Genomic DNA, 20,707 nt, shown 5'->3' with positions numbered 1-20,707 from the left:
GGCTAAGCGGCGCCCTGCCCCGAAGGCGCCAGCAGGTGATCGATACGGCTGTCCCCATAGGTGCGCAGCACCTCGGAGATCACCACCTTGTACCCGTCGAGCCAGTTCGCCTGCGCCGCCTTGGCCTGCTGGTGCACGGGGTGGCGGATCAACGCCTGCAGGCTGTCGAGCGAGTCCCAGTAGTAGACGTTCAACACCAGCCCGTTGCCCGTGTTCTCCCATGTTTCCTCGCCCAGGTAGCCGGGCAGCGACTTCGCGGCCGCGGCGATGGTCTGGTCGAGACGGTGGAACTCATCGTCGAACTGCTTCTTGGCGAAGATGAAGGTGGCGGAGTACATGGCGAGCCGGAATCTCCTGGGTGAATGAACCCGAATGGACCCGGGCAGAGCCCGGACGGGCGCCGATTCTGCGGCATGTGCTCACGCCAATCCACCGTTTTGCCGCGCGAACGCTGAGAATGCACCGCATGGCCATCCAGTACGACATCAAGCACACCACCGTCTATCGCTACAACAAGCCGGTCACCTTCGGCTTGCATCGCGTGATGTTCCGTCCGCGCGACAGCCACGACCTGCGCGTGCTGGCCACCGACCTGCAGGTGAGCCCGCAGGCCTTCACCCGGCTCATTCAAGACCCGCATTCCAACTCCGTGGCGCTGGTGCAGCCCATGGGCGAGGCGACCGAGCTGCGCATCGTGTGCTCTTTCACCATCGAGCACGTGCCGGCGCAGCAAGACCAGTTGGCGCTCGACCCCGCCGCCGAATTCCTGCCTTTCGCCTATTCGGTGCAGGAGCGCCTCGACCTCGAGCACTACCTGCGCCCGCACCACGACGACGACAACCAGGGCACGTTGATCCGCTGGGCCCACCAGTTCCTGCATACCGACAAGCCCAACAGCACGCGTGAGGTGCTCACGCGCATGAACGCGCACATCGGCCAGAGCCTCGAGTACAAGGCGCGCGACGAGGAAGGCACGCAAACGCCGCTCGTCACGCTGGCGCTCGGCAGCGGCAGCTGCCGCGACTACGCCCTGCTGATGATGGAAGCCGCGCGACGCCTGGGCATTGCCACCCGCTTCGTCTCCGGCTATCTCTACGACGCCGCGCTCGACAACGCCGCCCAGACCAAGGGCGAATCGATGACCGGCGCCGGCACCACGCACGCCTGGCTGCAGGCCTATCTGCCGGGCATCGGCTGGCTGGCCTTCGATCCGACCAACAACCTGATGGGCAGCGGCCAGCTGATCCGTGTCGGCGTCACGCGCGACCCGGCGCAGGCAGCGCCGATCTCGGGCAGTTGGTACGGCGACGCCGAGGCCTACGAGGGACTCGAAGCGACGGTGGTCGTCACCCGCCGCAAGGACTGAGCGCCAACCACCGCCTCTTGCGCGCTCCTACCTCGACCGCGCCGCCCGATACGCCTTGACTACCGGCACCGCCGTGACGGGGCTGTCGGCGAAGAGGCCGTCGATGCCGGCGTCGAGGAACGCCTTGATTTCCCCGGCGGTGTCGCCTTGCATGATCGGGTCGGCCTTCGGCGCTCTCTTGAGGCTGTCCGGCAGGAAGTTGTTCTCGGGGCGGATCGTCCAGACGTGGACCAGCAGCTTCTTGTCGTGCGCGTCCTTCACGAGCGTGGTCGGCGTGCCGAGCTTGCCGTCGACCACCGGGATCACGCGTGCCTTGGCCGTGCCGACGCCCTGCGCATAAGCTGCGATCTCGGCCAGGCCCTCGGGCTTCACAAGATCGGCATACGTGCGCTTGTCGCTCAGGGCCACGAGGTCGTAAGGCGCCCCCTGCCCGTCGATGAGCTGGACTATCTTCACCGTGCTCTTCAGGCGGATGTCCTTCAGGTTGCCGGTCTCGAAAGACTGCACGAACACCGGCGCATCAGCCTTGTTCAGGTCGTGCTTCTGCAGCGTGTCGAGCAGCCTCTTCTCGAGCGGCAGGCCTATCGAGCGGAAGTAGGTCGGGTGCTTGGTCTCGGGGTAGATGCCGATCACGCGGCCCTTGGCCACAGACTGGGCCTTGGCGAGCTGGATCACTTCGTCGAGCGTGGGCACCTGGAACTGGTCGTTGTACGACACGTTGGCCGGGCGCAGCTTCGGAATGCGCTCGCGGGCCTTCAGCTCCTTGAGTTCGGCCAGCGTGAAGTCCTCGGTGAACCAGCCTGTGATCGAGATGCCATCGATGACCTTGGTGGCCTTGCGGCCAGCGAACTTCGGCACGTCGGCCACGTTGGTGGTGGCCTCGATCACGGTGCCGGCTGCGTCGACGATGGCAATGGCGTTCTCGTGGCGGGCGACCAGTTCGCCGTCCTTGGTGGGCACTAGGTCGGGTTCGATGAAGTCGGCTCCGTCGTCGATGGCCTGCTGGTACGAGGCCAGCGTGTGTTCAGGCCGCTGCGCCGAAGCGCCGCGATGACCGATGACGAGCACGGGTGCCGCCTCCACTGGCGCTGGAGCCGGGGCCGGCGCAGGAGGCGCCGCCGGCGGTGACGCCGGCGTATCGGGCAGCGCGGGCATGCCGCCGCCACTGCCACCACCGCATGCCGCCATGAACGCGCAGGCACAAGCCGCCAGAGTGGTCCTGGAAAAAGTTAACAACTGCATTGAAATTCCCCCTATTTGTTTCTATCGATGTAAATACGCCTGCCTTTGGCTGCCAAGTAGGTTGGCGGCAGGCGCGCCGGATCATCGAAGGGGGAGGTGTCGGTCGCGTGACATGCACCACGCGACAAAGGGCCATCGGCGCGCACCGGCGCCTGCCCATGCCGGATCAGCCGCGCGCTGCCAGCTTCGCTTCGAGCTCGGCAATGCGTGCGCGGGCTTCGTCGCCCTCGGGAATCGGCCGGCCGCTGTCGCGCCACTGCACCGCGCTCATGAAGCCTTCGGCCTCGGCCTGGCGGCGGAACCACATGCCTTCGGGGTTGTGGCGCGTGATGCCGTCGAAGACGGTCGCGAACATCTGGCTCTGCTCCAGTCCCATCGAATGCCAGACCTGGTTGACGACCAGCTTGTGCATCATCAGATGCGAACGCGGCACGCCCGCGATGCGCAGTGCGAGCTTCAGCGTGGCGTCGTCGAGCTGATCAGCGGGCACCGAGAAATTGGCGAGACCCCAATCGGCCGCCTGCGTGCCGGCAATGGTGTCGCCCGTGAACATGAGCTGCTTGGCGCGCATGGCACCGAGGCGATAGGTCCACATCGCGGTGGTCGGGCAGCCCCACACGCGCGTGGGCATGTAGCCGATGCGCGCATCGTCGGCCATGGTCAGCAGGTCGCAGCACAGCGCGATATCGCTGCCGCCCGCAACCGCATAGCCGTGCACCTTGGCGATGGTGGGTTTGCGGCTGCGCCACAGGGCCATGAAGTCGTCGGTGTTGCGCTTCATGGCGGCGTAGTCGAGCATCGGGTCCCACGGCGTTTTCTCTTGCCGGCAGGGGTGGTCGCCCTCCCCCTCGCGACCATGGCCTTCGGCATAGTCGCCGAGGTCGTAGCCGGCACAGAAGGCGCGGCCTGCGCCTTCGACCACGATCACATGCACTTCGTCATCGGCTTCGGCCCATTCGACCGCGCGTCGAATCTCCGAAGGCGTGGTCTCGCCGATGGCGTTGAGCTTCTCGGGCCGGTTGAGCAAGAGGCGCGCGATGCGCGGGTGTTGCGGGTCCTTGTCGATCAGGACGGTTTCGAAGGCTGGCATCTGGCTTGTCTCCTTGCGTGAGGGTTGTGCTGCTCTTGCAGCATCGTCACCCACGCGCAGGCAAACCTGCAAGCCTTTCAGGCGCTTGCCGCACCACCCAGCTGAAAGCGGAACACCGCGCCCTTGTCCGGCTGCTGCACCAGCCGTATGTCGCTGCCGTGCAGCTGAAGAATGCGCTTCACGATTACCAGGCCCAGCCCGCCGCTGCTCGCGCTGTCGGTGCGCGATCCGCTCATGAACACGGGGCGCATGAACAGGGCCGGCTGCAGTTCGCCCGGAATGCCGGGGCCCGTGTCGCTCACCTGAACCGTCACGCCTGCGTTCTCGGCACGCAGCTGCACCACGATTTCACCGCCCTCGGGCGTGTGGCGGATGGCGTTGTCGAGCAGGTTGGTCAGCACGCGCTCGATCATGCCGAGGTCGGCCGACACCACCGGCAGGCCCGGCGCGATGTCGGGCTTGAGGCGTTGATGCCTCGCCTCGGCAGCCAGCTCGAACTTCTGGAACACGTCCTGCACCAGATCGGCGAGTGCGAAGTTTTCCTTCTCGGGCTTGACCACGCCGTATTCGAGGCGTGCCAGTTCGAACACTTCCTGCGCGAGGCGGCCGACCTTGCGGCTCTGGCCAAGCGCAATCTCCAGATAGCGCCGGCGCTCTTCCTCGCTGAGCGAGCCGGCCTTGAGCAGCAGCGTTTCGAGATACCCGTGCAGCGAGGTGAGCGGCGTGCGCAGGTCGTGCGAGATGTTGGCGAACAGCTCGCGGCGCTGCTGGTCTTGCAGGGTCAGCTCGCGCCATTGCTCGGCGATGCGGCGCGTCATCTGCGTGAAGGCCTGGCCCAGTTGCGCGATTTCGTCGCTGCCGTGGGAGAGGCGCTCCAGCGTGGGAGCCTCGCTTTCGAGCGAAGCGATGCCTTCTGTCTCGAAGCGCTTGACGGCCGAGGTCAGCTCGCGCAGCGGCCGCGTGATGAGGCGAAAAGCCGCAAGGCCCGCGAGCAGCCCGAGCAGCGCCACCAGCCCCATCGACCACAGCGTGGTGCGCAGCACGTTGTCGGTCGCCGCATTGGCGACCAGCGCGTCGTGGTCTTCGCCCTGCAGCACCACGTAGACGTATCCCACGTCGCGCCCGTCCATGCGCAGCGGCGCGGCGCTGAACACCTTGGACGCGGCAAGACTTCGCGGATCGTCGCCGCCGATGGGCAGCGGCGCACCCGACAGCAGCTTGCGGATCGGCCCCAGCTCGACCTTGTCGCGCTTCAGGTGCCCAAGCGGTGCGGCCTGCGCCTTGATGCGGCCGTCCAGCCCCAGCAGGTAGACCTCCACGCTCGGGTTGACGGCCATGAGCTTGTCGAAAAGATCCTTCACCGCCTCCTGGTTGAGTCCGCCAGGCTTCATGAGCTCGGAGTTCTCGGCGATGTGCGCCGCGAGCCCGAGCGACAGGCGCTGGATGACCTCCTGTTCGTGGATGCCGTTGGAGCGCATCTGCAGCCACGCCGAGGCCCCGCAGCACACCAGCAGCAGCACCGCGAACACGGCCGACAGCCGCCGCGACAGCGTGGCCCACGCCATCATGCAGAGTCCTCCCCGGTCGCGGTGGCCGACAGCTTGTAGCCCCGCCCCCATACCGTGAGGATGCGCCGGGGCTCCGCAGGATCGGCCTCGACCTTGGTGCGCAGCCGGTTGATGTGCGTGTTGACGGTGTGCTCGTAGCCGTCGTGCTGGTAGCCCCAGACCTGGTTGAGCAGGTCGAGCCGCGAGAACACCTTGCCGGGGTTGCGCGCGAAGAAGTAAAGCAGGTCGAACTCGCGCGGCGTGAGCTCGATGAGCTTGCCGTCCACGCGCACCTCGCGCGCCAGCGGCTCGATGTCGAGATTGCCGAGCGTGAGGCTGCCCGACTCCATGCGCGCATTGCGCGCCAGTGCGTCGGTGCGCCGCAGCAGCGCCTTCACGCGCGCCACCAGTTCCAGCACCGAGAAGGGCTTGGCCAGGTAATCGTCGGCGCCCAGCTCCAGCCCGAGGATGCGGTGCACCTCGCTCGAGCGGGCACTGATGATGATGATCGGCGTATAGCGCGTCATGGCGCGGGCGCGGCGGCAGATTTCGAGGCCGTCGATGCCGGGCAGCATCAGGTCGAGCACCAGCGCGTCCCAGTTGCCGCGCTCCAGCTCGCGCAGGCCGGCGTGGCCGTCGGCGGCGTGCTCGACCGCATAGCCTTCGTCGCGCAGATGCATGCGCAGGAGTTCGGCAATGTGGGCGTCGTCTTCGACGATCAGCACGCGCTTGGAGGTGTCCATGGGGCGCCATTGTCCTGCGATACGGCTTGCGGAGTTATCACGATTAATTGAACTTTGCGTGATGAATCGGCCATGGGGTGCGCCCAACAATCCGCCCCATGAACAGCACAGCCATCGCCCCACTCGCCGAGCCGGCCCCCGAGGTCGATCGTCGCCCCATCCACCCGCTGTGGATGCGCATCACGCACTGGCTCAACGCACTGGCAGTGGTGATCCTGGTGACGAGCGGCTGGCGCATCTATGACGCGGCGCCGTTCTTCCCCTTCACCATTCCGACCGTCATCACGCTCGGCGGCTGGCTCGGCGGTGCGCTGCAGTGGCACTTTGCGGCCATGTGGCTGCTGGTGTTCAACGGCTTCGTGTACCTGGCCATGAACATCGCCAGTGGCCGGCTTGCCCGCAAGTTCTTTCCGGTGACGCCGTCCGGCATCTGGCACGACGCGCTGGCCGCGCTGAAAGGCAAGCTCTCGCACGCCGACCCGCGCCACTACAACAGCGTGCAGAAGCTGGCCTACCTGTTCGTGATGCTCGACCTGATCGTGATCGTGCTGTCGGGCCTGGTGCTGTGGAAGTCGGTGCAGTTCGCCGTGCTTCGCGACCTGCTGGGCGGCTACGAGTTTGCGCGCCGCATCCACTTCTTTGCGATGGCGGCCATCGTCGCCTTCGTCGTCGTGCATCTGGTGATGGTGGCCCTGGTGCCCCGCACCCTCCTCACCATGATCCGCGGCCGTGCGCCAAAAGCCTGATGAAAATCTTCAAAGCCCCCACCCTGAGCGGCATCGACGGCGACGCCGTGCTGCATGAAGCCCGCACGCTGATTGCGAAGAAGCTCGACCAGCCTTCGCGCCGCGCCTTCCTGCAACGCTCGCTCACGCTCGGCGGCCTCTCGCTTCTCACGGGCTGCAGCATCAGCGACAACGCGCAGGTGGAAGCGGCGCTCACGAAGATCTCGCGCTTCAACGACAAGGTGCAGGGCCTGATCTTCAGCCCGACGCAGCTTGCCCCAACCTACACCGAAGCCGAGATCACGCGCCCCTTCCCGTTCAACGCCTACTACGGAGAAGACGAGGTGCGCGAAGTAGACGAAGCCAGCTACAAGCTCGAAGTGACCGGCATGGTCGCCGACAAACATGCCTGGACGCTGGCCGAGTTGCGTGCCATGCCGCAGCACGACCAGATCACGCGCCACATCTGCGTGGAAGGCTGGAGCGCCATCGGCAAATGGGGCGGCGTGCGTTTTGCCGACTTCCTGCGCCACATCGGCGCCGACCTGACTGCCAGGTACGTCGGCTTCAAGTGCGCGGACGACTACTACACCAGCATCGACATGCCCACCGCGCTGCATCCGCAGACGCTGCTGACGCTGACCTACGACGGCCAGCCGCTGCCGCCCAAGTACGGCTTTCCGATGAAGCTGCGCATGCCGACCAAGCTTGGCTACAAGAACCCGAAGCACATCAAGGCGATGTTCGTCACCAACACCTACACAGGTGGCTACTGGGAAGACCAGGGCTACAACTGGTTCGGAGGGAGCTGAGGGGCCGACACAGCCGCTCGACTGCCGAAGAAAGCGCAAGGCCCAGTTCACTGTAACCAGGCCGATCTTTGAAACGAAATCCAAACTCAACCCAGGAAGACTCCAATGAACAAGCTCACCGCAACCCTGCTCGCAACCTGCATGGCCTTCGCCGGCGCCTCGGCTTTCGCCGCGGACGAAATGGCGAAAGACGGCATGGCCAGGGACTCGATGTCCAAGGACGGCATGAAGAAAGACTCGATGGCGAAGGACTCCATGTCGAAAGACGCCATGAAGAAGGACTCGATGGCCAAAGACTCGATGTCCAAGGACGCCATGAAGAAGGACAGCATGAGCAAGGACGAGATGAAGAAGTAAGCAGAGCACCCCGCAAACGCCATTGACGCCCGGCAGATTCGGCGTCAATGTCGCGTCAACCAGCTTCCCAGCCACCGAAACTCGCCCTCAAGGAGCCCCCATGAAATCCCTCGCACTCACCGCCGGCACACTGGCTGCCGCCGCGCTGGTCTGGCACGCAGTGCCTTCGTTCGCCGAAACCGCCCGCCGCGTGCCCGCGCCCACGACAGACCTCGTGGCACCGCCGGCCGCAAAGACCGAAACCGCCGTGTTCGCCGGCGGCTGCTTCTGGGGCGTTCAGGGCGTGTTCCAGCGCGTCAAGGGCGTGAGCAATGCCGTATCGGGCTACGCCGGCGGCGACGCCAAGACGGCGCGCTACGACGAAGTCGGCTCGGGCCGCACGGGCCATGCCGAATCGGTGCGCATCACCTACGACCCGCAGCAGGTCAGCTACGGCAAGCTGCTGCAGATCTACTTCTCGGTGGCGCACGACCCGACCGAACTCAACCGCCAGGGCCCGGACACCGGCACGCAATACCGCTCCACCGTGTTCGCCGAGAACGCCGAGCAGGCGCGCATCGCCACCGCCTACATCGCACAGCTGAACCAGGCCAAGACCTTCGGCAAGCAGTTGGCCACCACGGTCGAGATGTCCAAGCCCTTCTATGCGGCCGAGGACTATCACCAGGACTACCTGACGCTGCACCCGAGCCAGCCCTACATCGCGATCAACGACATGCCGAAGATCGACGACCTGAAGAAGCTGTTCCCGGAGAGCTACAAGGCAACGCCTTCGCTGGTGAAGGCGGCCAAGGCCGGCTGATAGCCAACCCGCAGGCCTACAGCAGCTTCAGCCGCCTGGCCTGCTCGGTCAGCTCCGCCCGGAAGGCCGGATGCGCGATGCCGATGAGTTCGCGCGCCCGCTGCTTCGCCGACTTGCCTCGCAACTGGGCCACTCCGTATTCGGTGACCACGTAGTTGATGTCGTTCTTGCTCGTGCTCACATGCGTGCCCGGCGACAGCGAGGGCACGATGCGCGAGATGGTGTCGCCCTTGGCCGTGGAAGGCAGCACGATGAAAGCCTTGCCGCCGCGCGAACGATTGGCGGCACGCACGAAGTCCGACTGCCCGCCCGTGCCCGAGTACGGCGCGTGGCCCAGGCTCTCAGAGCCGCACTGGCCCAGCAGGTCGATCTGCATCGTCGCGTTGATTGCGATGAGGTTGTCGTTGAGCCCCGCCAGCGCTGGGTCGTTGGTGAAGTTCACCGGGTGCATCTCCAGCGCCGGGTTGCGGTCCATGAAGCGGTAGAGCTTGCTCGACCCCAGCGCGAAGGTGGCGATCGACTTGCCCGGCAGGTAGTTCTTGCGCCGATTGGTCACGGCCCCGCTCTCCACCAGCGTGAGAATGCCGTCGCCGATCATCTCGGTGTGGATGCCCAGGTCGTGCTTGTGCGTTAGCTGCATCACCACCGCGTCGGGAATGCCGCCGTAGCCGATCTGCAGCGTCGAGCCGTCGTCGATCAGGTCGGCCACGTATTTGCCGATGGCTTCCTGCACCACCCCGATCTTCGGCAGGCCGACTTCCATGACCGGCGCCTCGTTTTCCACGAGCGCGGTCACCTGCGAAATGTGCACATGGCAGGCGCCACAGGCAAAGGGCACGTTCGGGTTCACCTCGAGCACCACGGCACGCGCCCTGGCAACCGCGGCCATCGTGTAGTCGGCGCCCAGGCTCAGGGCAAAGTAGCCATGCGCATCCATGGGCGAGGCCATGCTGAAGACCACGTCGGCCGGCATCTGCCCGCGCTCGATCTGCGCGGGAATCTCCGAGAAGTAGTTCGGCAGAAAGTCGATCCAGCCCTCCTGCCCGCCCGCGCGGGAGGCCCCACCGAAGAACAACGCGACGTGGCGCACGTGCTCGACTGTCTCGGGGTCGATGTAGGCGTACTTGCGCATCGCAAGAATCTGCGCGACCTTCACGTCGCGGAAATCGCGGCGATGCTCCGACAGTGCCGTGAGCAGCGTGGGCGGCTCGCCGACTCCTGTCGGCACGATGATCATGTCGCCGTTGCGCACCTGGCGCACGGCGTCGGCGGGAGATGCCAGCTTCTGGCGGTACAGGTCCTGAGGGGTCGTCATGCGTGGCTCTATGCCTCTTTGTAGTCGCCGCGACGCGCGGCCTGATTGGCCCGGGTGCGGAGCACCAGCGCTTGTTGGGCAACAGACACGTTGGCGGCATCGCCCTTCCATGCATCGAGCGCGGGCTGCTGCACCGCGCGGGAGAACGAGAAGGCCAGCGCCCACGGCATGCGCGACTTGAACCGGATGTTCATTTCGTTCAGCCGTGCGGAAGCCAGCTGCGCCGACTGGCCGCCCGAGAGAAACGCCACACCGGGCACTGCTGCAGGCACGGTGCGCAGCAGGCAGTTGACCGTGGCCTCCGCGACCGCCTCGACAGAATCCTGAACGGCCGTCTTCTGCCCCGGCAACACCATGTTCGGCTTCAGCAGCATGCCTTCGAGCAGCACGCCCTGTGCGCGCAGTTCGGCGAAAGTCTTGTGCAGCACTTCTTCGGTAACTTCGGCGCAGCGCGCGAGCGAGTGGCCACCGTCCATCAACACCTCAGGCTCGACGATGGGCACCAGGCCGGCTTCCTGGCACAGCGCGGCGTAGCGAGCCAACGCGTGGGCATTGACGCGAACGCAGGCGCGCGTCGGCAGGCCGTCGCCGATGGCGATCACGCCGCGCCACTTGGCAAAGCGCGCGCCCATGCCGGCGTATTCGGCAAGGCGCTCGCGCAGACCGTCAAGCCCTTCGGTGACGGTCTCGCCGGGATGTCCGGCCAGCGGCTTCGCACCCGTGTCGACCTTGATGCCGGGGATGATGCCCGCGCCCTCAAGCGCCTTGGCAAAGGGCTGACCCGCGTTGGTCTTCTGGCGGATGGTCTCGTCGAACAAGATGGCGCCGCTGATGCTGTCGCCCAGCCCCGGCGCGGTGACGATCAGCTCGCGCCAGTCGCGCCGCGCCGCCTCGGTCTGCGGAATGCCCAGCGTGGCGAAGCGCTTGTTGCAGGTGGCGTTGCTCTCGTCCATCGCGAGCAAGCCCTTGTCGCCTGCGACGAGCGCGCGGGCGGTATCGATCAGTGTCTGTGCGGTCATGGGTAGGTGCACCTCTCTGGCGAAGATCGTACGCCCTCCCCTTGGCCCCGCCTAGATCACGTTCTTCTCCAGCAGCGGCCTGTTCTCCAGAATGCGCGCGAAAGACACCGGCGAAAGGTCGAGGCTGCGGTATTCCCCGAAGCGGATCAGCTCCGCCACTCCGCGCCCAGCCGCCGGGCACTGCTGCAGGCCGTGGCCCGAGAAGCCATTGGCGAAGTAGAGGTTGTCGCAGTCCGGGTGCAGGCCGAGGATGGCGTTGTGGTCGAACACGTTCATCTCGTAGTAGCCCGCCCATGCGCCTGTCATGCGGATGGCTTCGAAGGCCGGCACGCGTTCGGCCAGTGATGGCCAGATGAAGCTGTCGAAGGCTTCGTACTCGACCTCGAGCGGCGCATCGTCGTGGTCCTGGTCTTCGGGCGGCGCGAAGCCGCAGATGAACTGGCGGCCCTCGGGGCGCAGCCAGATGCCGGAGGTGTCGATCACCAGCGGGCATCCGGGCAGCGTGTCGGGGCACGAGAAGCTGAACACGCTGCGGCGGCGGCCGCGCACGGGCAGATCGATGCCGGCCCACTGCGCCACCTTCGCAGCCCATGCGCCCGCGGCGTTGACGACCACATCTGCCTCCAACGTCTGGCCGCTGTCGAGCTGCACACCGGTCGCGGTGCGCCCGTTGCGGCGCAAACCCGTCACATGCGCCTGCACATAGCGCACACCCTGCGAGGCGGCCTTCTTGCGAAAGGCCTGCAGCAGGCTGTAACCGTCGTACCAGCCCTCGCCCGAGAGGCCCAGCGAGGCAAGCGCAACCCCTTCGATCGAGATCCACGGAAAGCGCGCCTTCAGCTCGTCGGGCGTCATCAGCGCAACGTCCACCGCGTGCGCCTTCTGCATCGCGTGGTTCTCGCGCAGCACATCGACACCGGCCGGCGAAGCGAGGTACAGGTAGCCGGGCTCGACCAGGCCGATGTCGGGCACGTCGTCGCCCACGCGCAGCGTCTCGCCGAGATTGCGGAAAAAGTCGATGCCGTACAGCGACATCTCGATGTTGATGGCGGTAGAGAACTGCTGGCGGATCGAGCTGGCCGACAGTGCCGACGACGCCTGCTTGTACGAGAAATCGCGCTCGACCACCGTGACCTCGAAGGGCTCCTCTTCGGGGCTGCGGGTCAGGAAGTAGGCGATGGCGGAGCCGATGGCTCCGCCGCCGATGATCACCACACGACGCATGAAATGCCCTTCTTCTTGCTGCTCGTCATCACTGCTGTTGTTGATTCACATACGCCAGCCGCGCCGCCGCCAGGTCCCACAGCGCGTGGCCTACGGTCTTGACGAGTACCAGGCGACCTTGTTGTACCGGCTGTGCGCTGCTGAAAGCCTGAACGGTGGACCAATCGACACCCGCCCGGATCAGGTCGCCCGCCTCGCTGCGCGCGCCCTCCAGCGTATCCACAAACACGGCGCAGCGCCGCACCAGTTCGGGCGGCACCTCGGCCATGTCAGCACGATAGGCGCCGACGGCGATCACGATGGCATCCGGCCGCACCCGCGACGGGACGACCGGTTCTTGCGAGTTGGTCGCGGCGACGATCACGTCGGCTTCTTCCGCGGCGGCGGTCGGGTCAGCGATTGCACTGGCGTCGACGCCGCGCGAGCGCATGTGCTGCGCCAGTGCTTCCGCATGGGCCTGCGTTCGCGCATGGATCTTCAGATGCCGCACGCCCCACACCTCGGCAAAGGCTTCGGCGTGCGCGCGAGCCTGCACACCCGCGCCAATCAGCAGCATGCGCTCGGCGCCGCCACGCCCTGCCCTCATGGCGCCCGCCAGCGACAACGCCGCCGTGCGTCGCGCCGTCAGCACATTGCCATCCATCGCGAGCAGCCGCGTGCCGGTGGCGGCATCCATCAGCGTCACGTCGCCCTGCACCACCGGCAGGCCCTGTTCCGCATTGCCGGCGTGCACGGTCACCGTCTTCAGCGCGGCGAAGTGCTGGTCGGCCGCCGGCATCAGCAGCATGACACCGCCGGCCGCGAGCGGCACCGAGGTGCGTGGCGACGCATGCGCCTCGCCGAGACGTTCGCGCTCGAACATCTGCAGCAGCGCCTCGACCAGCGCGCCCCAGGGCAAGGCTGCGGCGGTTTTCTCGGCGTTCAGTGTCCGCATGCAGCCTCAGGAGCCGGCCACGCGCACGCGTTTGCCGTCCTTGTAGGTGAAGACGGTGAAATCCGGCTTCTGCAGGTTGCCCTTGGCATCGAAGCTGATGGTGCCGGTGACGCCGTCGAACTTCACCTTGCGCATTGCCGGCAGGTAGGCCTCGGGCTCGACCGAGTTGGCCGCGCGCATGCCGGCGGCCAGCGCCATCATGGCGTCGTAGAGGTACGGCGCGTAGGTCAGCACGTCGACGCCATAGCGGGCCTTGTAGCGCTGCTCGAAATCGGCGCCCTTCGATGTCTTTTCGAGTTCCTTGCCGCCGCGCGTGCAGTAGAGCAGCCCGTCGACCGCGCCGCTGCTGATCTTGGCGACCTCGTCGGTGCACAGTCCGTCGGTGCCGAGCAGCTTGGCCGTGATGCCGAGCTGCTTCATCTGCCGTGCGATGAGCCCGCCCTGCGCGTCCATGCCGCCGTAGAACACCACGTCAGGCTGCTTGCTCTTGATGGTGGTGAGGATGGCCATGAAGTCGGTGGCCTTGTCGCTGCCGTACTCCTGCGCCACCACGTTGCCGCCCAGCGCCTTCACGCCGCGTGTGAACACCTCGGCGGCGCCCTGGCCGTAGGCAGTGCGGTCGTCGATCACGGCGATGTTCTTCGCCTTCAGGTCTTTCACCGTGTAGTTGGCGATGGCCGTGCCCACGTCGTCGTCGCTGGCCAGGATGCGGAAGACGTTGCTGTAGCCCTGCTTCGTGAAGGTCGGGTTGGTGGCGGTGGACACGTCGGGCAGGCCCGCGCGGCTGTAGACGGCCGAGGCCGGAATGGCTGCGCCCGAGTTGAAGTGGCCCAGCATGCCCTTCACGCCCATGTCGGCCAGTTTGTTGGCGACCACCATGGCCTGCTTGGGATCGGCCTGGTCGTCTTCGGACTGCAGCACGAACTTGATCTTCTTGCCGCCGATGACAAGGCCCTGCCTGTTCAGGTCTTCGACCGCGAGCCGCGCGCCGTTGTCGTTGTCCTTGCCCCAGTGGGCGGCGCCCCCGGTGAGCGGGCCGGCGTGGCCGATGGTGACGGTCTGCTCGGCCTGCGCGAACGCGGCGACGGGCAGGCCCAGAACGGAAACCAGTGCAATGCCCAGGGCAGTGCAACGGGTGCGCAAAACAATCATCGGAAGTCTCCTCGTATCGTTGGCATGGGGTCGGCACGCAGAATAGAGTCGTGGGCGCAAGCCGAACAAACGCTAAAAACGCACAACGTTGTGCACGCAGGGAAGGACACCGCCCCCCCCCGGGCACGACCGGTGCTTTGGCTGAACGACTGAGACAACCGCTGGCAATCGATGAGAAAAGACATTCCCAACCTCGGCGCGCTGCAGGCCTTCGAGGCCTCGGCGCGGCTGGGCAGCTTCACCCGCGCTGCAACCGAACTGGCGCTGACGCAAAGCGCCGTCGGCCGGCAGGTGGCCATGCTCGAACAGCGGCTCGGCGTGCCGCTGTTCTCGCGCGTGCGGCGCCGGCTCACGCTGACCGACGTGGGCCGCGAATACGCGGCGCGCATCAGGCGCCACCTCGACCAGATCCGCCGCGACACGCTGGAGATCAGCGCCGGCCACGAGATGGGCTTCGTGCTGGAACTGGCGGTGGTGCCTACCTTTGCCACGCAGTGGCTGATACCGCGGCTGCCGGAGTTCAGCCTGCTGCATCCGAACATCACGGTGAACCTGTCGGCGCGCTCGCAGCCCTTCTCTTTTCAGGAGAACGCGTACGACGCGGCCATCTACTTCGGCGACCAGTTCTGGCCGAACACCCGCGGCGGGCTGATCTTTGCCGAGGGCGAGATGGTGCCTATCTGCAGCCCCGCGTTCCGCGATGCGCACGGGCCGTGGGACGAAGCCGGCTTCGAGCAATGCCGCCACGTGCACCTGAGCACACGCGCCCATGCCTGGCGCGACTGGTATGCGCAGCAGGGCTGGGAGTACACGGTGCACGCATCGCGCGGGCCGCGCTATGAACTGTTCACCATGGTCGTCGCGGCCACTGCGGCAGGCATGGGCGTGGGCCTGGCGCCGCGCATCCTGATCGAACACGAGTTGCGCGCAGGCGAACTCGTGATTCCGGTGGACCGCCACCTCGACGTGCGCCAGGGCTACTACTTCGCGTACCCCGAAGGCCGGCCGGCCTCCGGGGCGCTGGAGCACTTCAAGCGGTGGGTGCTCGGGCTGACGCCGGCCTAGACCGGATTGGGGTTGCGTTCGAGAAAGCCCTGCTGATGCCAGTAGGGATAGGCCCGCGTCGTCGTGCTGGCCGCATCGAGCTCGGCAACCTGCGCGGGCGTGAGGTTCCAGCCCACCGCGCCGAGGTTCTGCCGCAGCTGTGCCTCGTCGCGCGCACCGACCACCACGCTCGACACTGTCGGGCGCTGCAGCAGCCAGTTCAGCGCGACCTGCGGCACCGTCTTGCCGACTTCGGCGCCGACCTTTTCCAGCGCATCGACCACGCGGTACAGCAGTTCGTCGGGCACCGGCGGGCCCATGTCGGCAGTGACGTGCAGGCGGCTATTGGCAGGCAGCGGCTGGCCACGGCGGATCTTGCCCGTGAGCCGGCCCCAGCCCAGCGGGCTCCACACCACCGCGCCCACGCCCTGGTCTTGCGCCAGCGGCATCAGCTCCCATTCGTAGTCGCGGCCGACCAGCGAGTAGTAGGCCTGATTGGCGACGTAGCGCGCCAAGCCGTAGCGCTCTGAAACGGCCAGCGACTTCATCAGGTGCCAACCCGAGAAATTCGACACACCGATGTAGCGCAGCTTGCCCGCGCGCACGAGATCGTCGAGCGTGCCAAGCGTCTCTTCCACAGGCGTGCTCGCATCGAAGCCGTGCAGCTGGAACAGGTCGATGTAGTCGGTGCCCAGTCGCTTGAGCGCGCCATTGACGGCCTGCACGAGGTGATGGCGCGACGAGCCCACGTCGTTCGGCCCCTCGCCGCTGCGGAAGGTGGCCTTGGTCGAGATCAGCAGCCCGTCGCGCGGGCGGCCCTTGATCGCCTCGCCGAGCACCGACTCGGCTGCACCAGCCGAATAGATGTCGGCGCTGTCGAACATGTTGACGCCTGCCTCGAGGCAGATGTCGATGAGCTTGCGCGCCTCGGCCACGTCGGTGCTGCCCCACGCGCTGAAGAACTCGCCCTTGCCGCCGAAGGTGCCGGTGCCAAAACTCAACACGGGGACCTTGAGGCCTGATTTGCCTAGATGACGGTATTCCAAAGTGGTACTCCTTGGTGTTTGCGGATTCGGGATGAAGAAAGGTGGCCGGCAGACCGGTCAGCCTGCCGCGCGGCCATTGTTGGTTGGCGCGTTCAACCCTGCGGACGAATGGGCTTTGCGCAGCGGGCCACAAGTGGTTGACGAAGTCATCAACCAGTTCACTTTTTAAGCCTTTAGCATGTGCCGCGAGGTCGTGGCCTCGCGCTCATCCGATGCGCAAGGCCTGGCTTCTGCAGAGAGTCGATAACCAACAAATTCTTCAGGGAGGAAAACCCATGCTTGTCGAAATCGACGAACACGGAATGATCAGCCACGCGCGCGTGCGACATGCGCGCAGTCCGCAGATCGAACGAGGGAGACGCGCCGGGGCCATCACCGGCATCGTGGTGCATCAAACGGACGCCGATACCTCGGCGTCTTCATTGAACAGCTACAGGAATCCCAAGGCGAACGGGGCGCACTTTCTCATCGACAAGGATGGGACGATCTACCAGACGGCGGCGATCTATCAGAGGACGAATCATGTGGGGCCGTTGAAGGCGAGGTGTCTGGCGACGGCAAGATGCGAACCACGCGATTTTGCGAAGGTGGGAGTAGAGGGAATGCACCAGATCGAAATGCGAAAACCACCGGGCGAACGTTATCCAGGGAACATGGAGGCAATCGGGATCGAGATCGTCGGAAGGGCCAGATTGCCTGCGGGATTTAGAGCTGTCGGAAAGGAAGCAGAGCTGACTCTTGATGAGTTGCGCGGCAGGCGTGGAATCTATGACGAGCCAACTGCAGCACAGAATCAGTCGCTCTCGTGGCTTGTCAGCGTGCTTCGGGAGTCGATCCGAATCGATAGCGAGGAAGTTTTTCGTCATCCTCTGGTCAGCCGCAAGAACCCGACAGAGGCCCAGGGGGCAAATTGGAAAATGCAGGTGCCAACGCCATGAAAAGAAACATCGCTCTCTTGATTCCAGTGGCATTTTTGATTGCGGCTGCGATGTTTCCGGCACAAGCGTCGGACAGGCGGTATCCCATCAGCCATGTACAGAAGGTTGAGATCACAGAACCTTCGGGCAGCACGGTATGGGAGAACAAGGATTTTCTCGATTGCGATGATGTCGTTTTGACGGAAGAGGACGTTCTTTTTGCCCTGCGGCATATGCGCCGGATTTCGCGTAGTGCCTACAACCCTGAAAAAACTGATACCACGGGCTGCGAAGGAGGTGCCAACGTCACGTTCAAGAACGGAAAAATCCTCATCATGGGTATCGAGCCCAACGGACGAACTCTTGCTCTCGAGTACGACGCAAGGATGAACCGCATGAGCAGTCCGACGAGCTTCTACGAATGCAGCCCTTGCCGGAACCGCAAGATGGCGCTGCTGAAAGATGCGCTGAATCGAGCAGATGAGCGACGGCTCAGGAAGCTCGAGGCGGAGGGAAAGATTCCTCCCGGCGAAGCCGAGCGCCGGCTGAAAGCCCTGCGCGTCAGCCGCTGACTGCCCTCACCCAACCCGCTTCGGCGGGTTTTCTTCGCCCGGCCCCTCGATGCACAGCCCTGCCGGCTCGATACCATCGCCCGATGCGAATCTCCCTCGAAAGCCCCGCCCAGCCCGACGTCGTCCAGCTCATCGACGACCTCGACGCCTACCAGAAGCCTCTATATCCGCCCGAGTGCCACTACGGCATCGACATCGCGGCACTGTCTGCACCGAACGTGCTGTTCGCGGTCGCCCGCGACGGCGAAGGCACGGCCGTGGGCTGCGGCGCCATCGTGATGGAGCCCGGCTTCGGCGAACTAAAACGCATGTACGTGCGGCCGGAGAACCGGGGGCAAGGCGTCGCGGCGAAGGTGCTCGGCTTTCTTGAAAGCGAAGCAACGGCGCGTGGCTGCGCGGTCTTCAGGCTGGAGACCGGCGTGAGCCAACCCGAGGCGTTGTCGTTCTATGCGCGGGCGGGCTACGCGCGGCGCGATCGGTTTGGGAGCTACCCCGACGATCCGCTGAGCGTGTTCATGCAAAAGGATGCAGGCCAGGCGCGCACCGAACGACAACAGTCCGTTCATCGCGACTCCCTTGTGCGCCGGGGATTTTGACGGCTGGGCTGCCGGGCGGTTCGCACCTATGCGCGGTGCCGAACAGACGCAATACGCGCGGGCAGTCATTGTGGCCGGCGTAGCCTCTATTCGAGCTGCGCGCACTCCAACACCAGAAGGAACCTCCATGAAGAAATATCTACTCCCGCCCATCCTGTTGCTCGCCCTGCTTGCTGCATCTGCCTGCACCGGCCCCATGGGTCCCCAAGGCAACACGGGCAACACCGGAAGCACCGGCTACACAGGCGCCACGGGCGCTAGGGGAAATACCGGCAACACAGGGAACACGGGCGCCACAGGCGACACCGGTAGTACTGGCAACACCGGCGCCACAGGGGAAACCGGCAATCAGGGAAATACCGGCAACACGGGCAATACCGGCGCAACGGGCGCCAGAGGCAACACCGGCAGCACTGGCACCGGCAGCGGAACCGTTGTCGTGGTTCCGGCCGCACGCTGATGCACTGACCAACACACACCAGCCAGCAGCTATGCGATCAGATGCGCATAGCTGCGCCGGTTGGCCCGGTAGCAGTCGCACGCCGCGTTCTCCAGACCTTCGCGATCGGTGATCGTGATGACCCCCCGCCGATAGTCGATCAGTCGCCGCGTGTGCAGCGCCGTCGCGGCGTTGGTGATGCCGACCCGGCGCACACCCAGCATGCGGCCCAGCACTTCATGCGTAAGCGCAAGGTGCGTGGAATGCGCACAGTCCTGCGTGGTCAAGAGCCAGCGCGCCAGGCGCTCCTCGATCAGGTGGAAACGGTTGCACAGGCCCGAACGGCCGAACTCCATCAAGAGCACGCAGACGTAGCGATTGAGGATGCGCTTGAGCTTCGAGTTCTGCTCCAGCTCCTGCGCGAACGATTGCGCGGTCAGCCGCCACGCCATGCCCGCGCCCTGCACCAGCGCCCGCAGCGGAGCGCTCTGCACGTCCAGAGACAGCTCGTAGCCCAGGGCGCCCTCGTTGCCCACCATGCCCGTCTGCAGGCCGTCATGGCCGTCCGCGGTCGATACCAGCGAGACGAACGCGCTCGTCGGGAAGTGGATGTGGTGAATGACGTCGCCCGGCTCGTAGAGGATCTGCGCCGTGGCCAGCTGCACGCTGTCGCAGCGCTCGAGCAGGTGCGCACGGTCTGCGAGCGGCAGCGCCTCGAGCAGGCGATTGAGAACGGGGCGGGTCGGGGCTGATGTCACGGAACCGCCTGTTGGGAAGAGTCAATCAGCGCGGAAATGCGCAACCGGGCGCATTGTTGCCGAGGGGACCTCTCGCGTCTGTGCGCAGGCGCACCAAATGCGGCCCGGCCGCCGCCGGCTCAGGTCGCGGGCTGGCGAGGCAGCAGGCGATCCGTTTCACGCTTCACGACCTCATAGCACTCGCACACCTGCTTCTCCAGACCCGGGCGGTCCAGCACCGTGATGTGCCCGCGCGAATACTTGATGAGATTCAGGCGCTGCAGCTTGCCGGCAGCCTCGGTCACGCCTTCGCGCCGCACGCCGAGCATGTTGGCGATCAGCTCCTGCGTCATCACCAGCTCGTTGCCCGGGAGCCTGTCGAGGCTCAGCAGCAGCCAGCGACACAGCTGCTGTTCCAGCGAGTGGTGCCGGTTGCAGACGGCCGTCTGCGACATCTGCGTAATGAGCGACTGGGTGTAGCGCAGCAGCAGATGCAGCAGCGGCCCGCCGTTGTCGGTCAACTGCTTGATGTGCCCGGCGCTCAGGCGAAATGCATTCCCCGCGCTCTGCACCACGGCACGGTTGGGCGTGCTGCCCCCGCCCATCAGCAGCGACACGCCCACCATTCCCTCGAACCCCACGACGGCGATCTCGGCCGACTGCCCGTTTTCCAGCACGTACAGCAGCGAGACGATGCAATCGACCGGGAAATACACGTACTGCTGGACCACGCCCGATTCGTAGAGCACCTGCCCCAGCTTGAGCGGCACCAATTCAAGGAGCGGCATCAGGCCCGTCAGCACCTCCGGCGGCATCACCTCCAGGAGGCTGTTGCGCGCCACGGCTGCGAGCGAAGAAGACGGGGGTGGGGACGGTGCCATGGGAGAAGGAGGTTCCAAAGTGCCCATCATTTTGCGGCCGATGCCCCGGCGTCTGTGCGCTTGCGCACACAGGGGTGCGCGTGCCGGCACTCCGCGTATGTGCGATGCCGCACAGACAATTCGCCCGTGGGCGGCTAACGATGGGCG

General features: G+C 65.6%; 23 protein-coding genes. 10 read left to right on the top strand and 13 right to left on the bottom strand.

Translation table 11 applies throughout. The features are described from left to right. Positions 1-2 precede the first annotated feature (2 nt). Positions 3-338, bottom strand: coding sequence for an antibiotic biosynthesis monooxygenase family protein (locus ACZYSP_RS00700; RefSeq protein ID WP_093074743.1), 336 nt, complete (start codon positions 336-338; stop codon positions 3-5). A gap of 128 nt (positions 339-466) precedes the next feature. Here ACZYSP_RS00700 and ACZYSP_RS00695 point away from each other — a divergent pair, with 128 nt between their 5' ends. Further along, positions 467-1,366, top strand: a complete 900-nt coding sequence (locus ACZYSP_RS00695) for a transglutaminase family protein (RefSeq protein ID WP_256216665.1) — start codon at positions 467-469, stop codon at positions 1,364-1,366. A gap of 27 nt (positions 1,367-1,393) precedes the next feature. Here ACZYSP_RS00695 and ACZYSP_RS00690 read toward each other — a convergent pair whose 3' ends face one another. From ACZYSP_RS00690 to ACZYSP_RS00675, 4 genes are all read right to left on the bottom strand, one after another. Then, a complete protein-coding gene (locus tag ACZYSP_RS00690; RefSeq protein ID WP_371258780.1) occupies positions 1,394-2,608 on the bottom strand; it encodes a glycerophosphodiester phosphodiesterase in 1,215 nt (404 codons plus the stop codon). 166 nt (positions 2,609-2,774) lie between these two features. After that, a complete protein-coding gene (locus tag ACZYSP_RS00685; RefSeq protein ID WP_093074748.1) occupies positions 2,775-3,698 on the bottom strand; it encodes a crotonase/enoyl-CoA hydratase family protein in 924 nt (307 codons plus the stop codon). A 77-nt stretch (positions 3,699-3,775) separates the two neighbouring features. Beyond that, the gene (locus tag ACZYSP_RS00680; RefSeq protein ID WP_093074751.1) at positions 3,776-5,266 is read right to left on the bottom strand and encodes a sensor histidine kinase; all 1,491 of its coding nucleotides are present in this window, start codon (positions 5,264-5,266) and stop codon (positions 3,776-3,778) included. Further along, positions 5,263-5,988: a response regulator transcription factor gene (locus ACZYSP_RS00675; RefSeq protein ID WP_093074754.1), complete on the bottom strand. Its 726-nt coding sequence runs from the start codon at positions 5,986-5,988 to the stop codon at positions 5,263-5,265. Before ACZYSP_RS00675 ends, ACZYSP_RS00680 begins: the two co-directional genes overlap by 4 nt. 98 nt (positions 5,989-6,086) lie before the next feature. On the opposite strand from ACZYSP_RS00675, the gene ACZYSP_RS00670 reads away from it, so the two are divergent. The 4 genes from ACZYSP_RS00670 (at position 6,087) to msrA (ending at position 8,684) form a co-directional block, all read left to right on the top strand. Continuing rightward, on the top strand, positions 6,087-6,734 hold the full coding sequence (locus ACZYSP_RS00670; RefSeq protein ID WP_093074757.1) for a cytochrome b/b6 domain-containing protein: 648 nt from the start codon (positions 6,087-6,089) through the stop codon (positions 6,732-6,734). Beyond that, a complete protein-coding gene (locus ACZYSP_RS00665; protein ID WP_093054549.1) occupies positions 6,734-7,525 on the top strand; it encodes a molybdopterin-binding protein in 792 nt (263 codons plus the stop codon). The genes ACZYSP_RS00670 and ACZYSP_RS00665 overlap by 1 nt, the downstream gene beginning before the upstream one ends. 105 nt (positions 7,526-7,630) lie before the next feature. Further along, a complete protein-coding gene (locus ACZYSP_RS00660) occupies positions 7,631-7,882 on the top strand; it encodes a pentapeptide MXKDX repeat protein (protein WP_093074760.1) in 252 nt (83 codons plus the stop codon). Between the two features lie 100 nt (positions 7,883-7,982). Then, on the top strand, positions 7,983-8,684 hold the full coding sequence (gene msrA, locus ACZYSP_RS00655; protein WP_093074763.1) for a peptide-methionine (S)-S-oxide reductase MsrA: 702 nt from the start codon (positions 7,983-7,985) through the stop codon (positions 8,682-8,684). A 16-nt stretch (positions 8,685-8,700) separates the two neighbouring features. On the opposite strand, the gene ACZYSP_RS00650 is transcribed toward msrA, so the two are convergent. Genes ACZYSP_RS00650 through ACZYSP_RS00630 form a run of 5 tightly spaced genes read right to left on the bottom strand, consistent with a single transcriptional unit; the run spans position 8,701 to position 14,328 of the window. Continuing rightward, positions 8,701-9,999, bottom strand: coding sequence for an acetyl-CoA hydrolase/transferase family protein (locus tag ACZYSP_RS00650; RefSeq protein ID WP_093074766.1), 1,299 nt, complete (start codon positions 9,997-9,999; stop codon positions 8,701-8,703). Between the two features lie 8 nt (positions 10,000-10,007). Then, positions 10,008-11,018 (bottom strand): class I fructose-bisphosphate aldolase, encoded by a 1,011-nt coding sequence (locus ACZYSP_RS00645; RefSeq protein ID WP_093074769.1) that lies wholly within the window; start codon positions 11,016-11,018, stop codon positions 10,008-10,010. Between the two features lie 51 nt (positions 11,019-11,069). Then, positions 11,070-12,242: an NAD(P)/FAD-dependent oxidoreductase gene (locus ACZYSP_RS00640; protein ID WP_093074772.1), complete on the bottom strand. Its 1,173-nt coding sequence runs from the start codon at positions 12,240-12,242 to the stop codon at positions 11,070-11,072. Between the two features lie 28 nt (positions 12,243-12,270). Then, complete coding sequence (locus ACZYSP_RS00635) at positions 12,271-13,176, bottom strand: delta(1)-pyrroline-2-carboxylate reductase family protein (protein WP_093074775.1); 906 nt, start codon at positions 13,174-13,176, stop codon at positions 12,271-12,273. 6 nt (positions 13,177-13,182) lie between these two features. Next, on the bottom strand, positions 13,183-14,328 hold the full coding sequence (locus ACZYSP_RS00630) for a branched-chain amino acid ABC transporter substrate-binding protein (protein WP_093074778.1): 1,146 nt from the start codon (positions 14,326-14,328) through the stop codon (positions 13,183-13,185). Between the two features lie 171 nt (positions 14,329-14,499). On the opposite strand from ACZYSP_RS00630, the gene ACZYSP_RS00625 reads away from it, so the two are divergent. Next, on the top strand, positions 14,500-15,393 hold the full coding sequence (locus tag ACZYSP_RS00625) for a LysR substrate-binding domain-containing protein (RefSeq protein ID WP_093054533.1): 894 nt from the start codon (positions 14,500-14,502) through the stop codon (positions 15,391-15,393). Here ACZYSP_RS00625 and ACZYSP_RS00620 read toward each other — a convergent pair. Next, complete coding sequence (locus ACZYSP_RS00620; protein ID WP_093074781.1) at positions 15,390-16,418, bottom strand: aldo/keto reductase; 1,029 nt, start codon at positions 16,416-16,418, stop codon at positions 15,390-15,392. The genes ACZYSP_RS00625 and ACZYSP_RS00620 overlap by 4 nt on opposite strands. A gap of 275 nt (positions 16,419-16,693) precedes the next feature. Between ACZYSP_RS00620 and ACZYSP_RS00615 the strand changes: the two genes are divergently transcribed. From ACZYSP_RS00615 to ACZYSP_RS00600, 4 genes are all read left to right on the top strand, one after another. Then, complete coding sequence (locus tag ACZYSP_RS00615; RefSeq protein ID WP_093074784.1) at positions 16,694-17,356, top strand: peptidoglycan recognition protein family protein; 663 nt, start codon at positions 16,694-16,696, stop codon at positions 17,354-17,356. Beyond that, positions 17,353-17,907 carry a hypothetical protein gene (locus ACZYSP_RS00610; RefSeq protein ID WP_093074787.1) on the top strand — a complete coding sequence of 185 codons (555 nt, stop codon included), beginning with the start codon at positions 17,353-17,355 and terminating at the stop codon, positions 17,905-17,907. The genes ACZYSP_RS00615 and ACZYSP_RS00610 overlap by 4 nt, the downstream gene beginning before the upstream one ends. Positions 17,908-17,990: 83 nt before the next feature. Next, complete coding sequence (locus tag ACZYSP_RS00605; protein ID WP_489012818.1) at positions 17,991-18,503, top strand: GNAT family N-acetyltransferase; 513 nt, start codon at positions 17,991-17,993, stop codon at positions 18,501-18,503. 127 nt (positions 18,504-18,630) lie between these two features. Next, positions 18,631-18,963 (top strand): hypothetical protein, encoded by a 333-nt coding sequence (locus ACZYSP_RS00600; RefSeq protein WP_093074793.1) that lies wholly within the window; start codon positions 18,631-18,633, stop codon positions 18,961-18,963. 29 nt (positions 18,964-18,992) lie between these two features. On the opposite strand, the gene ACZYSP_RS00595 is transcribed toward ACZYSP_RS00600, so the two are convergent. Then, positions 18,993-19,700, bottom strand: coding sequence for a Crp/Fnr family transcriptional regulator (locus ACZYSP_RS00595; protein ID WP_093074795.1), 708 nt, complete (start codon positions 19,698-19,700; stop codon positions 18,993-18,995). A 119-nt stretch (positions 19,701-19,819) separates the two neighbouring features. Continuing rightward, positions 19,820-20,560, bottom strand: coding sequence for a Crp/Fnr family transcriptional regulator (locus tag ACZYSP_RS00590; RefSeq protein WP_093074798.1), 741 nt, complete (start codon positions 20,558-20,560; stop codon positions 19,820-19,822). Positions 20,561-20,707: the final 147 nt, after the last annotated feature.

The organism is Variovorax sp. F042 (assembly GCF_057814215.1).
Note: the sequence above shows the minus strand (reverse complement) of the source record. Positions and strands in the feature narration are given on the sequence as shown.

Coding starts and splice junctions, on each gene's coding strand:
- ACZYSP_RS00700 (WP_093074743.1), bottom strand. CDS start 338: ATGTACTCCGCCACCTTCATCTTCGCCAAGAAGCAGTTCGACGATGAG.
- ACZYSP_RS00695 (WP_256216665.1), top strand. CDS start 467: ATGGCCATCCAGTACGACATCAAGCACACCACCGTCTATCGCTACAAC.
- ACZYSP_RS00690 (WP_371258780.1), bottom strand. CDS start 2,608: ATGCAGTTGTTAACTTTTTCCAGGACCACTCTGGCGGCTTGTGCCTGC.
- ACZYSP_RS00685 (WP_093074748.1), bottom strand. CDS start 3,698: ATGCCAGCCTTCGAAACCGTCCTGATCGACAAGGACCCGCAACACCCG.
- ACZYSP_RS00680 (WP_093074751.1), bottom strand. CDS start 5,266: ATGATGGCGTGGGCCACGCTGTCGCGGCGGCTGTCGGCCGTGTTCGCG.
- ACZYSP_RS00675 (WP_093074754.1), bottom strand. CDS start 5,988: ATGGACACCTCCAAGCGCGTGCTGATCGTCGAAGACGACGCCCACATT.
- ACZYSP_RS00670 (WP_093074757.1), top strand. CDS start 6,087: ATGAACAGCACAGCCATCGCCCCACTCGCCGAGCCGGCCCCCGAGGTC.
- ACZYSP_RS00665 (WP_093054549.1), top strand. CDS start 6,734: ATGAAAATCTTCAAAGCCCCCACCCTGAGCGGCATCGACGGCGACGCC.
- ACZYSP_RS00660 (WP_093074760.1), top strand. CDS start 7,631: ATGAACAAGCTCACCGCAACCCTGCTCGCAACCTGCATGGCCTTCGCC.
- msrA (WP_093074763.1), top strand. CDS start 7,983: ATGAAATCCCTCGCACTCACCGCCGGCACACTGGCTGCCGCCGCGCTG.
- ACZYSP_RS00650 (WP_093074766.1), bottom strand. CDS start 9,999: ATGACGACCCCTCAGGACCTGTACCGCCAGAAGCTGGCATCTCCCGCC.
- ACZYSP_RS00645 (WP_093074769.1), bottom strand. CDS start 11,018: ATGACCGCACAGACACTGATCGATACCGCCCGCGCGCTCGTCGCAGGC.
- ACZYSP_RS00640 (WP_093074772.1), bottom strand. CDS start 12,242: ATGCGTCGTGTGGTGATCATCGGCGGCGGAGCCATCGGCTCCGCCATC.
- ACZYSP_RS00635 (WP_093074775.1), bottom strand. CDS start 13,176: ATGCGGACACTGAACGCCGAGAAAACCGCCGCAGCCTTGCCCTGGGGC.
- ACZYSP_RS00630 (WP_093074778.1), bottom strand. CDS start 14,328: ATGATTGTTTTGCGCACCCGTTGCACTGCCCTGGGCATTGCACTGGTT.
- ACZYSP_RS00625 (WP_093054533.1), top strand. CDS start 14,500: ATGAGAAAAGACATTCCCAACCTCGGCGCGCTGCAGGCCTTCGAGGCC.
- ACZYSP_RS00615 (WP_093074784.1), top strand. CDS start 16,694: ATGCTTGTCGAAATCGACGAACACGGAATGATCAGCCACGCGCGCGTG.
- ACZYSP_RS00610 (WP_093074787.1), top strand. CDS start 17,353: ATGAAAAGAAACATCGCTCTCTTGATTCCAGTGGCATTTTTGATTGCG.
- ACZYSP_RS00605 (WP_489012818.1), top strand. CDS start 17,991: ATGCGAATCTCCCTCGAAAGCCCCGCCCAGCCCGACGTCGTCCAGCTC.
- ACZYSP_RS00600 (WP_093074793.1), top strand. CDS start 18,631: ATGAAGAAATATCTACTCCCGCCCATCCTGTTGCTCGCCCTGCTTGCT.
- ACZYSP_RS00590 (WP_093074798.1), bottom strand. CDS start 20,560: ATGGCACCGTCCCCACCCCCGTCTTCTTCGCTCGCAGCCGTGGCGCGC.